Raw genomic sequence first — 13248 nt, forward strand, 5'->3', positions numbered from 1 at the left:
CAAGAAGTTTCCTCTCGGTCATACAAATATAAAAAAAATAGTAAAATAAATTAGGAACTAAAGATAGTACCTAAGGCACCAGGCTTTAAATCTCTTTTGGATGTTGATAATCTTAAATTTCTCAAATATTTACTTGTATCTTTGCCCCTCAGAACTATTGAATAAATAAAATGAGAATTGATATTATTACGATTTTGCCCGAATTATTGAAAAGTCCTTTTGAGGCTTCGATTATGAAACGTGCCATAGATAAAGGTCTGGTTGAAGTTCATTTTCATAATTTACGTGATTATACCACCAACAAACAAAAAAGCGTAGATGATTATCCATTTGGAGGAGGCGCCGGAATGGTTATGACAGTACAGCCCATTGACGACTGTATCACACACTTGAAAAGCCAGCGCGAATACGATGAAATCATTTATATGTCTCCGGATGGTGAAACACTAAATCAAAAGATGGCAAATACCATGTCGATGTATGAAAATATCATTATTTTATGCGGACATTATAAAGGTGTAGATCAGCGTGTCCGGGATCATTTTATTACCAAAGAAATTTCGATTGGTGATTATGTCTTATCGGGAGGTGAATTAGGAGCTTTGGTTTTATCAGATGCCTTAATCAGATTGATTCCGGGGGTGTTAAGTGACGAAACTTCGGCATTGACAGACAGTTTTCAGGATAATTTACTTTCAGGACCTATATATACAAGACCGGCTGATTATAAAGGATGGAAAGTACCTGAAGTTTTAACCAGCGGGCATGCAGCCAAAATTGACAAATGGCGTGAGGATATGGCGTATGAACACACAAAAAACAGACGCCCGGATTTGCTTGAAGAATAGTTTAGTTGTTGAATTTCAGTTTATTGTGTATTTTTTGTCTTGATTTATTCAGAATTTTAACGTAATTTTAGATTCCTAATTTACCAAAAAATTAAATTATGAAAGAAGTAATCTTAAAATTAAGTTTTTGTCTATTTTTTTTAATCTCCTCTGCAGGTTTTGCACAGGGGTTAAGCAAAAAATCATTGATTTCAGAATTAAATAGAACAGAAGGTGTTTCTTTAGATTCTAAGCAAAAAAGCAGTTATGAAAAGGCAAACAACGAATTAGCGGCCGGTTTACTGGATTTAGACAAAAAGAAACTACCACAGGCTGAACGCGACAGCAAAATAGATGCCTTGTTTAATAAAAGAGACAGCGATTTAAAATCTTCTTTAGGGAATGATAAATTTTCGGTTCTTAATAAAAAAACAAACAAAAATATAAAACAATTACAGCGCAAGGTGAAGCTGGCAAAAATGGTAATCTAGATTGTTTTATATTGCTATTTATTAAGGGTTTAGGTTGTTTTACTGCTTCTGAAAAATAATTCATAATTTATATTCATAATTTATAATTATTTTCTACATTTGCACCCGAATTAGACCAACCTCTGGCGAGATCCGTGAATGTTGCTTTATTATAAAAAACAATAATTTAAATTATCATGGCAGATTTATTAAAATTCGTTCAAAACGAATTCGTTGCTAAAAAAGATTTCCCTGAATTCGGAGCTGGAGATACTATCACAGTTTTCTACGAAATTAAAGAGGGTGAAAAAACAAGAACTCAGTTTTTTAAAGGAGTTGTTATTCAAAGAAGAGGTTCTGGTAACACAGAAACTTTTACTATTCGTAAAATGTCTGGATCAGTTGGTGTTGAGCGTATCTTCCCGGTAAACTTGCCAGCTTTACAAAAAATTGAAATCAACAAGAAAGGTGCTGTACGTAGAGCCAGAATTTTCTACTTCAGAGATCTTACTGGTAAAAAAGCTAAGATTAAAGATAAAAGAAGATAATCATTTATCTCTTTGTTATAAAAAACTCGTTTCAGGTAATTTGAAACGAGTTTTTTTTTGAGTGCATTTTTCCAAATACCAAAACCGTAATTTTTTACTGTAAAAATCATTGATTTAATAATTTTATGCCTGCGAAATAGCAATCTGTTAATTTCGGGATTTCTCTTTAAAACTAAACCGTTTTCGCATGTTTTTAGTATATTTGCTCCGCTCATTTTGAGCCGACTATACCTTTTCACATTGCCATTATATGGCGATACGATTATAAAAAAAAAGAAAAAAATGACACAGAATTCAAAAATTTTTTACACTTTAACCGATGAAGCGCCATTATTAGCGACTTACTCTTTATTGCCTATCGTTCAGGCTTTTACTGCTACAGCCGGTATTGCAATTGAAACAAGGGATATCTCTTTGGCAGGAAGAATTTTATCTAATTTTCCTGAATCTTTAACAGATGCTCAAAAAACAGGAGATGCTTTGGCTGAATTGGGCCAGTTGGCTACTCAGCCGGAAGCAAACATTATAAAATTACCAAACATTTCTGCATCTGTACCGCAATTAAAGGCGGCTATTGCTGAGTTGCAGTCTCACGGATATAATGTGCCAAATTTCCCTGAAGACCCTCAAAATGATACTGAAAAGGAAATTAAAGCTAAATATGCAAAAGTATTAGGCTCTGCTGTAAACCCGGTTTTACGTGAAGGTAATTCTGACCGTAGAGCGCCAAGAGCGGTTAAAAACTTTGCAAAAGCAAATCCGCACTCAATGGGTGCATGGTCTGCCGACTCAAAAACAAAGGTGGCTTCTATGTCAGGCGGTGATTTTTACGGAAGTGAAAAGTCACTTACTGTGGCAGAAGCAAATGATGTAAAAATTGAATTCGTTGCTAAAGACGGTACAGCTACTGTTCTTAAAGCAAGTACTCCACTAAAAGCAGGTGAAATTATTGATAGCTCTGTTTTAAGTGTAAATAAATTAAAAGCTTTTGCTGCTGATGCAATTGCTGAAGCTAAAGCTGCAGGGGTATTGCTTTCTGTGCACTTAAAAGCTACCATGATGAAAGTTTCTGATCCAATTATCTTCGGGGCTATCGTTGAAGTATATTTTGCTGATCTTTTTAAAAAATACGAATCTTTATTCGCTGAATTAAATGTTGATACCAGAAATGGTTTAGGTGATATCTATGCAAAAATTGCCGGAAGACCTGAGCAGGCTGAGGTTGAAGCAGCTATTGCACAAGCTATCGAGAACGGACCTGCTTTGGCAATGGTTAATTCTGAAAAAGGAATTACAAATTTACACGTGCCTTCAGACGTAATCGTTGATGCGTCTATGCCAGCAATGATCCGTACTTCCGGACAAATGTGGAACAAAGAAGGAAAACAACAAGATACATTTGCTGTTATTCCGGACAGATGTTATGCCGGAGTTTATACTGCAACTATTGATTTCTGTAAAAAACACGGTGCTTTTGATCCTAAAACAATGGGAAGTGTACCTAACGTAGGTTTAATGGCTCAAAAAGCTGAAGAATACGGATCTCATGACAAAACTTTCCAAATGAAAGGGGACGGAGTTGTTCGTGTTGTTGATGCAAACGGAAATGTTTTAATGGAGCAAAACGTTGAAACAAACGATATTTTCAGAATGTGCCAGGCGAAAGATGCTCCGATTCAGGACTGGGTTAAACTGGCTGTAAACAGAGCTCGTTTGTCTAATACTCCTGCTGTTTTCTGGTTAGACGAAAACAGAGCACACGACAGGGAATTGATCGTAAAAGTTCAAAAATACCTTAAAGACTACGATACTACAAACTTGGATATCCGTATTTTAAACCCTGTTGCTGCAACTGAATTTACTTTAGACAGAATCATCAAAGGTGAAGATACTATTTCTGTAACCGGAAACGTTTTACGTGATTACTTAACTGATTTATTCCCAATCTTAGAATTAGGAACTTCTGCTAAAATGCTTTCTATCGTTCCATTAATGAATGGTGGTGGATTATTCGAAACTGGTGCCGGAGGTTCTGCTCCTAAACACGTTGAGCAATTTACAGAAGAAGGTTACTTACGTTGGGATTCTCTTGGAGAGTTCTTAGCTTTAGGAGCTTCCTTAGAACATTTAGGACAAACATTAGACAATGCTAAAGCAATTGTTTTATCTGAAACTTTAGATCAGGCAAACGATAAATTCTTAGCTAATGATAAATCTCCAGCCCGTAAAGTGGGTCAGATTGACAACCGTGGTTCTCATTTTTATTTAGCATTTTACTGGGCTCAGGCACTGGCTGCACAGACAAAAGATGCTGAATTAAAAGCGATATTTACTCCAATTGCTGCTGAGTTTGAAGCTAACGAAGCTAAAATCGATGCAGAATTAATTGGTGCTCAGGGTAAAGCTCAGAACATAGGTGGTTACTATCAGCCAACTCCTGAGTTAGTGAGCAAAGCAATGCGTCCTAGCGAAACTTTCAATGCTATTATCGGTAAAATTGCATAATTAAAGCAATCTTATTTATATATTGAAAAAGACAATCAGAAATGGTTGTCTTTTTTTATTTTTCTTTAATTAAACTTATACTTAGATACAAACATGAGTATTTTAAAACAATTTCTAATCAAAACTCATCTATCCGCAGACGCTGCAGAGCTACTCCAAACAGCATGGAAGAATAAAAAAAAGATCAAAGCCCGTGAAGTTTTAATGAATTTTAACCAAATAGACACTCATCTTTATTTTGTCGAAAGTGGTTGTGTCCGGCTCTATGTAAATTCTCCTGAAGGTGAAGAGGTCTGTCTGGGATTTGCGTATGGTGGTACATTTATTACCTGTTTTCAAACTTTTATACACGAAACTCCTTCGCAGCAATGTATAGAAGCAGTTTCGGATTGTGAACTTCTGGCTATTCCGAAATCTGATTTTTTCAAATTAGTAAATGAAAACAAAGCTATAGCTGAATGGTACAGAAACGCTCTTGAAAATATTTTAACAGGCCATATTCAGCGCCAAATCGAATTGCTTACATTAAGTCCGCATAAACGCTATGAGGCCTTTTTACAGCGAAGCGGTCATTTAGTAAACAGCATTCCTCTTAAATATATAGCCTCTTATTTAATGATGAAACCCGAAACACTTAGTAGAATCAGAGCTAAAATTTCTTGATTTAAATCAAGAAAACTACCGATAGTTAAATGCAAATTTGTCTTGTTAAACTTATGGAGCCAATAAAAAAAAGAGCATACTATTATATGCCTAAATATATTGCAAATCCATAATTAATCATTAAAATATAAGCAAATGAAATTAACTAAAGGTCAAAAAGCACCCAATTTTAAAACAACTGATATTTGGGGCAACACTGTTGAATTGCTAAAAAATGAGAATCAAAAAACGCTTCTCACTTTTTTCCGTTATGCGGAATGTGCCTTATGCAATCTGAGAATATCTGAATTGAAAGCACGTAAAAATGAATTTGAAAGAAAGAATATTAAACTGATTGCAGTTTTTGAATCCCCTGCTGAGAGTTTAAAAAAAATGAGTAAAAGACATCAATTTGATTTCATAATTATAGCCGATCCGGGAAGAAAACTTTATAATTTATACAATGTAAATCCATCTTGGTCCAAACTTATTAAAACCATCAGCATAAAAGGAATAAAAAGCGTCATTGAGGCATCAAAATTAGGTTTTTCCCCGCGGGCAAAAATAGAAGGAAAAATGCATCAAATTCCCGCAGATTTTTTAATAAACGAAAACGGAATCATGGAAATAGTGCATTACGGTAACAGTGTTGTTGACCATATTTCCCTGAATGAAGTTTTAATCTAATATATTGCATAAAAGTTTTGAAATATTATAGATTTTTAATTTGCCATAGATTAAAACAGAAGGGATATTGTAATTATCTGTGGCAAATAATATAGTGAGAGGTTTTTATTAAATCCTGATTTATAAAGTAAACAAATATTTTTTAATTTGAGTTTTATAGGTCTATCAGGTGTTTTTTTTAATCTTTAAAATCTTTACCCCATTCAAGTATTACGATCTAAGCTCCTTTACTGTATCACGGGCTGCCGTAACTCTTTCCCAAATTGAAACACTAGTTTCAGCTTATCTTCTTATGAAAACAATAATAGTATCAAAAAATAGCAAAATGGCTAAAAATTAATAATTACAAATCAAAATAGTTATATTTGATTTATAAGAAAAAAACTGTAATATTTTTTCATTTCCATTGTGAATGACTTAGGGAATTATTTATGAAAAAGAATAATAAAATTATTTTATCCATTGCAATTATTGGTATAATTGCGGGAACGTTAATTAAATTGTATGGTTACAAAACTATGGGAGATATAGTTCTTGGACTCTCCACATTAGTTTGGTTATATATCATTATACCTATGGTTTGTGGTTTTATGACTAAAAAACTAAGGTCATAAATTAAAATAGACTTTCTAATAAATCAAAAGGCATTTTTAGTATTTCTAAAAATGCCTTTTTTGCTTTTTAAAGCTAATTCCCTATCCCAACCAGCCATCACGATCTAAACTCCTGTATTGTATCGCCTCAGCAATATGAGAGGAAATTATATCCGGTGCTGCATCTAAATCAGCAATGGTTCTGGCAACTTTTAAAATTCGGTCATAAGCTCTTGCAGAAAGGTTTAAACGTTCCATCGCAGTTTTTAGTAATTCTTTAGATTGAGAGTCCAAAACACAAAATTCCCGTATCAATTTACTGCTCATTTGCGCATTGTAATGAATATTTGCCATTTCTTCAAATCGAACAGACTGAAGTTCTCGGGCTGCCGTAACCCTTTCCCGAATAGAAACACTGCTTTCGGCTTTATTATCATCTGATAATTTTTCGAAAGGTACAGGTGTCACTTCAATATGAATATCAATTCGGTCTAATAAAGGACCCGAAATCTTGCTCATATACCGTTGCATTTCATGAGGCGAAGAAGTATTGGGCATTGAGGGATCATTAAAAAAACCACTCGGACTTGGATTCATACTCGCAACCAGCATAAAAGAAGACGGATAAGTCACTGTAAACTTAGCTCTTGAAATCGTAACTTCCCTGTCTTCCAGAGGCTGACGCATCACCTCTAAAACATCCCTTTTAAATTCAGGTAATTCATCCAGAAATAAAACACCGTTATGTGCCATTGAGATTTCTCCCGGCTGAGGATAACTTCCTCCCCCAACAAGTGCAACATTAGAAATAGTATGATGCGGACTGCGAAATGGACGCTGGTTCATTAGTCCTACTTCTTTTAATTTGCCCGCGACACTATGAATTTTTGTAGTTTCCAACGCTTCTCTCAGGGTCATTGGAGGCAGGATACTTGGCAAACGTTTTGCTAACATTGTTTTTCCTGCCCCGGGAGGTCCAATCAGAATGATGTTATGCCCTCCGGCAGCGGCAATTTCCATACAGCGTTTAATACTTTCCTGTCCACGGACATCAGAAAAATCAAATTCAGGAAAATCTAAGGTTTTATAGAATTCTGCACGGGTATCAATAACGGTGGGTTCTAAAGTCCCTTTTCCTTCAAAGAAATCAATGACTTCCTGAACATTTTCAACACCATAAACATCCAGTCCGGCAACTATAGCAGCTTCTTTCACATTTTGTTTTGGAAGAAAAAAACCTTTGTAGCCTTCTTCCTTGGCTTTAATTGCAATAGAAAGTGCTCCATTTATGGATTGTAAACCTCCGTCTAATGAAAGTTCGCCCATAATAATGTAGCGTTCAATTTCAGTTGCTTTTATCTGTTCTGAAGCGATTAAAATTCCAATTGCAAGCGTCAAATCATAAGCGGAGCCTTCTTTGCGTAAGTCAGCAGGTGCCATATTTATCGTTATTTTTTTGCCTGGCAAAGCATATCCGTTGTTTTTAAGCGCAGCTGCAATACGATAGCTGCTTTCTTTTATGGCATTATCGGGCAAGCCGACCAAATGATAACCAATTCCTTTATCAATATTTACCTCTACGGTGATGGTGGTGGCTTCAACTCCAAAAACAGCACTTCCAAAAACTTTAATAAGCATACTTTATCTCTTGATTTGTAAATAATTTTTTACTTTAGCAAAATAAAGAAATATTTTAATAAATAAAGTATTACAATAAGTAAATTTTGTTGTGATTTAGTCGAATGTTAAGCCAATCTGATTTTTTACTCTTTCGACTATATTGCTTAATTCTAAACTATTTTGGTGGGACCATAGTTTGCTTTCAATTTGGTTATTTTTAATGCAGGCATGGCATTCCATTGCTTCATGTGCGAATCCCCTTCCTATATTAGGAATATTAAATTTTTCTTCCTGTTCATTTTCAATAATGGAATACCCGTCTGTCATGAACCATGGTGAATCGATATCAATTCTTCCCCTGGTGCCGCTAATAGTAGCTTTCATATCAGAAGCAGAAACCAAACCGGCATGTAAAACCGCCTGCGCTGCCTGATATTGTAAAATCATAGTAGTCTGCAAATCGACCCCTGTTGTATGATAAATTGATTTTGCTACGATTTCTTCAGGAATTCCGAGTATGATATAGGACAGAAATAGGGGATAAACCCCAATGTCATAAAGAGCTCCGCCACCTAATTTTTTGTCTGTAAGTCTGATTCCTAATTCATTATTATAATAAGCGAAATCAGCTTTAAGGTATTTTACTGATCCTATTTCACCACTTTTTACTTTTGACAGCAGGTCTTGGATTGAAGGGATAAACCGCGTCCAAAAAGCTTCCATAAAAAATTTATTGTACTTTTTGGATGCTTCAGTCATTTGAACAGCATCTTGATAGGATAAAGATAAAGGCTTTTCGCATAATACATGTTTTCCATTCTCCATTGCACGAATTGACAACGCTGCGTGCGAATCATGAGGAGTTGCTATATAAACAATGTCAACGCTTTCGTCTAAAAATAGATCATTGTATGATCCGTAAAATTTATCGCAATTATACTTTTTAGCAAATTCATTTGCTTTTACGATGTCTCTTGAAGCTACAGCATACAATTCTGCTTCCTCAATTAATTCCAGGTCTGAGGCAAACTGACTGGCAATGTTTCCTAAACCAATTATCCCCCATTTTATTTTTTGATCTTTATTCATCCTGAATTATAATTATAAATGTTAAAACAATCAAAGATAAATTAACCTAATCAAACAATAGATATGTTTTTTGCATAGTATGTTCAATTTCTTACATATTATATTCAGTAAAAATTTAAAAAACATGTATATTTTTTATTTTAGGATTAATATTTTGTAAAATTTAGATATGTTTTAAGAAATAGGTGTAAAACAAAGGGGTGTAAAATGAAAAATTAACAAAAATTAAACATTATATACTATTTTTTAAGGGGTGTATGTAATGATTTTATATTTTTATCAAAATTTTTAAAACTAAATAACGATGCGAAAAATTATTTTAAGTGTGATTCTTATCACAATTTTGTTACTGTCCATTTTTTCTATTTCATTTGTTGCTGAATCAAAAACATTGGGCGCTCATGTTGTCGAATTAAAAATGGACACAGGGGATACCGCATGGATGGTTGTTGCAACTGCTTTTGTATTATTAATGACACCAGGTTTAGGTTTCTTCTACGGAGGTATGGTTGGTAAGAAAAACGTAATTAGTACTATGCTTCAAAGTTTTATGGCAATGGTAATTGTTACAATTCTATGGGTAGTCATTGCTTTTGGATTATGTTTTGGTCCATCAATAGGCGGATTCATAGGAGATCCTACTTCAAATATATTCTTTCAGGGCGTTAGTGCCAATACAGCCTGGGAGTTAGCGCCAACAATTCCTTTTATCCTTTTTGCGTTGTTTCAGGCAAAATTTGCAATCATTACTCCGGCCTTAATTACAGGAGCTTTTGCAGAGCGTGTACGTTTCTGGGCTTACTTGTTATTTATGGTTTTATTCATATTATTGATTTACGCTCCATTATGTCACATGACATGGCATCCTGATGGGTTATTCTTCGGATGGGGAGTTTTAGATTTCGCTGGTGGGACAGTAGTTCACATGAGTGCTGGATGGGCTGCATTAGCAGGCGCTATCTTTTTAGGAAAACGTAAAGTTCAAAAAGTAAATCCTGCAAGAATCACTTACGTATTATTAGGTACAGGTTTATTATGGTTCGGATGGTTTGGTTTCAATGCTGGTTCTGCAGTTGGAGCAGGAAGTCTTGCTGCTCAGGCTCTGGGAACTACAACTGTTGCAGCTGCTTCTGCGGCAATGGCATGGGTATTCCTTGATAAAATCTTAGGGCACAAATTATCTGCTATGGGTGCTTGTATCGGTGCTGTTGTTGGATTAGTAGCTATTACACCTGCTGCTGGTTTTGTATCAATCCCTCATGCTTTAGCAATTGGTATTATTGCTGCTGTAATTAGTAATATTGTAGTTAGTAAATTTCCTAAAGGAAAAATTGACGATGCTCTTGACGTTTTCGCTTGTCACGGTGTTGGTGGTATGGTAGGAATGTTGTTAACAGGGGTATTTGCTTCTAAAGATATAAATTCTGTTGTTGGGGACAACCAGGGATTAATTTTTGGTGATGCTACTTTATTCTTAACACAATTAAAAGCATTAGTATTGGTTTCAATATTTGCTTTTGTAAGTTCTTATGTTTTATTCTTCATTGTAAACAAAATTACTCCTCTAAGAGTAACTGAAGAAAAAGAAGAATTAGGATTAGATATTTCTCAGCACGGAGAATACCTATAAGAAATTAATCAGCTTTATTAATATAAAAATGCCCTCTAAGTTAGATTTAGAGGGCATTTTATTTTGAATTAATTCAACCTAACCTTGTTTTATATAAGAATTAGAAGATCAGAACAATTCGGTATTTCTTTTTCCGCAAATTAGACAAGAATATTGACTCAAAAGAAATTCAGTGAACTCCACAAAATAATATTAGTGAATCCATTCGCATAAAAAAATAAGTACTTACAAATCCAGCAGCTTTTCAGTCTATATTTCCATTAACATTTCGAAAAAAGGAATAACTATCTTTGCAATCAAATTCACAATATGAAAGCAACAGACAATTCTGAGAAAAATAATTTACATTCAAGAAATCTACACCGTTCCCGTTATGATTTTGAACTTCTTATTTCAAATTGTCATGAGTTAAAAGCGTTTGTTTCCATAAATAAACACGGAATTGAAACGATTGATTTCAGTAATCCCCTTGCAGTAAAAACACTAAACAAAGCTTTGCTTAAAACCTTTTATGATATCAAAAATTGGGACATTCCTAAAAACTATCTTTGTCCTCCGGTTCCCGGCAGAGCCGATTATATCCATTATTTGGCTGATTTGCTGGCAGAAACCAACAACGGAAATATTCCTGTAGGTTCTTCAGTTTTAGGACTGGACATAGGAACCGGATCCAACTGTATTTACCCAATCTTAGGGAACGCAATTTATAACTGGAGTTTTGTAGCGACCGATATCGATAAAAAAGCAATTGAAAACTGTAGTAAAATAATCCAGGATAATCCGAAATTGGTTCAGGCGATTAGTTTACAACAGCAAACAGAGTCCCGCTTTATTTTCAAAAATATTATTACGCACGATGACCGTTTTACTTTTACGATGTGTAATCCGCCTTTTCATGCCTCTTCAGAGGAAGCCGGTAAAAGTGCTTCCGGAAAAATTTCAAATCTAAATCTGAAGGATAACAAAAACGAAAAACCTGTTCTGAACTTCGGAGGGCAAAATGCCGAATTATGGTGCAATGGTGGTGAAATAGGTTTTATAACTCAGATGATTTACGAAAGCGTAAAATACGGATCACAATGTTTGTGGTTTACAACGCTGGTTTCTAAAAAAGAAAATCTTTCAGCCATATACAAAACCTTAAAAAAAATAAATGCAGCCAAAGTCAAAACAATTGATATGGCTCAGGGACAGAAAAAAAGCCGAATTGTAGCCTGGACTTTTTTAAGTAGTTCTGAACAAAGCAGGTGGTTTATTTAAATAATTGATTTTCAAACTCAAACCTTGACTTTATAGCTTGCTTTTTGCTACATTTAGCATAAACTATTTAATTTCAAAGCTATGGCAGAATATATCGGTTATCTCGCATCTGTTTTTATAGTGGGAGGTTTTTTACTCAAAGATCTCAGAACGATTCGGTTTATTAATATGTTTGGCTGTATCTGCTTTGTAATTTATGGCATTTTTCTAAAAGATTTCAGGGATTTTAATCAATGGCTTTTACCGGTAATTATTCCGAATGCGATTTTAGCATTAGTTCAAATTTATCACCTGACGGTCAAAAAAACATAAAGATTATAATTATGATATTTTGATATAAAATTCTGGAACTTATTCAGGATCACATTGGCGTACCTTTAATTCAAATTGAATTTTATGAGTACACAAAAATTATTGGTTAGCATCTTCTTTATTTTTTTACTGGGAGGTTGTGCTTCTAAAAAAGAAAAAATTGATGATTATGTTTTTCAAACCAAAAAAGAAAAACAAAGCTATCTTTCTTCCTATGATAAAGCCTTAAAACTCTGGGATATTCCGTATGCTGAGGAAAACATTAAGACGAGTTTCGGAACTGCGCATGTTATAATCGCAGGTCCTAAAAACGGCAAAAATCTGGTACTTCTGCATGGAATGGACGCAAGCTCAACAATGTGGTATCCTAACATCAAAGTTTTGTCGAAAAATCACCGAATATATGCGATTGATTTCCTAATGGAACCAGGAAAATCTAATTTGACATCCAGTCCTCTTTCCAAAGAAGATATTGTGGTGTGGTACAACGAAATTTTTGCGTATTATAAACTAAAGAAATTTGATATTGTCGGCGCTTCTCGGGGAGGCTGGATTGCCACACTTCTGGCTACACAAAAAGAGAATTCAATTGATAAAATAGTTTTATTAAGTCCTGCTCAAACCTTCAAATTCATTGATAAGGTTGGCAAAACTTCTTCGGCATTAATGCTGAAATTTTTTCCAAGCGAAAAGAAATTCGGAAAAACACTCGAAACTTTTTCAACCCATCCCGAAAAAATTAGTCCTGTTTACAAAAGACAATTTTATCTGGCGAACAAATACGCTAAATCCAATTCAAGTATGCTGAAAATGACTCCTTTTTCAAACGAAGAACTAAAATCCATAAGAAATCCGATTTTAGTACTTATTGGCGACAAAGATGTAATTAATTCAGAAGATAGTTTGGAAAAAGCAAAAGAACTGCTGCCAAACAGCAAGACTAAGATAATCAATGATGCAGGGCATTTTTTAAGTATAGATCAGACTAAGATTGTAAATGATGCTATGATTGACTTTTTAGAATAAGAAGAACTTAACACTTAATAGCATTCAAACTTTGTATCT

General features: G+C 34.4%; 12 protein-coding genes. 10 read left to right on the forward strand and 2 right to left on the reverse strand.

Translation table 11 applies throughout. The features are described 5' to 3' along the window. The first annotated feature begins 170 nt into the window (after positions 1-170). The 6 genes from trmD to GXM17_RS13975 all read left to right on the forward strand — a co-directional run bounded on the left by trmD (position 171) and on the right by GXM17_RS13975 (position 5679). Positions 171-848, forward strand: a complete 678-nt coding sequence (gene trmD, locus GXM17_RS13950; protein ID WP_163399937.1) for a tRNA (guanosine(37)-N1)-methyltransferase TrmD — start codon at positions 171-173, stop codon at positions 846-848. Between the two features lie 98 nt (positions 849-946). Then, positions 947-1318, forward strand: coding sequence for a hypothetical protein (locus GXM17_RS13955; protein ID WP_163399938.1), 372 nt, complete (start codon positions 947-949; stop codon positions 1316-1318). A 176-nt stretch (positions 1319-1494) separates the two neighbouring features. Beyond that, a complete protein-coding gene (rplS, locus tag GXM17_RS13960; RefSeq protein WP_163399939.1) occupies positions 1495-1845 on the forward strand; it encodes a 50S ribosomal protein L19 in 351 nt (116 codons plus the stop codon). 282 nt (positions 1846-2127) lie between these two features. Continuing rightward, positions 2128-4350, forward strand: coding sequence for an NADP-dependent isocitrate dehydrogenase (locus GXM17_RS13965; RefSeq protein WP_163399940.1), 2223 nt, complete (start codon positions 2128-2130; stop codon positions 4348-4350). Positions 4351-4443: 93 nt separating this feature from the next. Continuing rightward, positions 4444-5013, forward strand: coding sequence for a Crp/Fnr family transcriptional regulator (locus tag GXM17_RS13970; RefSeq protein WP_163399941.1), 570 nt, complete (start codon positions 4444-4446; stop codon positions 5011-5013). Between the two features lie 135 nt (positions 5014-5148). After that, on the forward strand, positions 5149-5679 hold the full coding sequence (locus GXM17_RS13975) for a peroxiredoxin-like family protein (protein WP_163399942.1): 531 nt from the start codon (positions 5149-5151) through the stop codon (positions 5677-5679). 695 nt (positions 5680-6374) lie between these two features. Here GXM17_RS13975 and GXM17_RS13980 read toward each other — a convergent pair. Then, positions 6375-7910, reverse strand: a complete 1536-nt coding sequence (locus GXM17_RS13980; RefSeq protein ID WP_163399943.1) for a YifB family Mg chelatase-like AAA ATPase — start codon at positions 7908-7910, stop codon at positions 6375-6377. A 96-nt stretch (positions 7911-8006) separates the two neighbouring features. Continuing rightward, positions 8007-8981: a Gfo/Idh/MocA family protein gene (locus GXM17_RS13985; RefSeq protein WP_163399944.1), complete on the reverse strand. Its 975-nt coding sequence runs from the start codon at positions 8979-8981 to the stop codon at positions 8007-8009. A gap of 304 nt (positions 8982-9285) precedes the next feature. Between GXM17_RS13985 and GXM17_RS13990 the strand changes: the two genes are divergently transcribed. From GXM17_RS13990 to GXM17_RS14005, 4 genes are all read left to right on the forward strand, one after another. Next, positions 9286-10611: an ammonium transporter gene (locus tag GXM17_RS13990; RefSeq protein ID WP_163399945.1), complete on the forward strand. Its 1326-nt coding sequence runs from the start codon at positions 9286-9288 to the stop codon at positions 10609-10611. Between the two features lie 309 nt (positions 10612-10920). After that, positions 10921-11871 carry a 23S rRNA (adenine(1618)-N(6))-methyltransferase RlmF gene (gene rlmF / locus GXM17_RS13995; protein WP_163399946.1) on the forward strand — a complete coding sequence of 317 codons (951 nt, stop codon included), beginning with the start codon at positions 10921-10923 and terminating at the stop codon, positions 11869-11871. An 81-nt stretch (positions 11872-11952) separates the two neighbouring features. Next, positions 11953-12183, forward strand: a complete 231-nt coding sequence (locus tag GXM17_RS14000) for a uroporphyrinogen decarboxylase (RefSeq protein ID WP_163399947.1) — start codon at positions 11953-11955, stop codon at positions 12181-12183. Between the two features lie 84 nt (positions 12184-12267). Next, positions 12268-13209 carry an alpha/beta fold hydrolase gene (locus GXM17_RS14005; protein WP_163399948.1) on the forward strand — a complete coding sequence of 314 codons (942 nt, stop codon included), beginning with the start codon at positions 12268-12270 and terminating at the stop codon, positions 13207-13209. Positions 13210-13248 lie beyond the last annotated feature (39 nt).

Source organism: Flavobacterium fluviatile, from assembly GCF_010645065.1.
Lineage (GTDB): Bacteria > Bacteroidota > Bacteroidia > Flavobacteriales > Flavobacteriaceae > Flavobacterium > Flavobacterium fluviatile.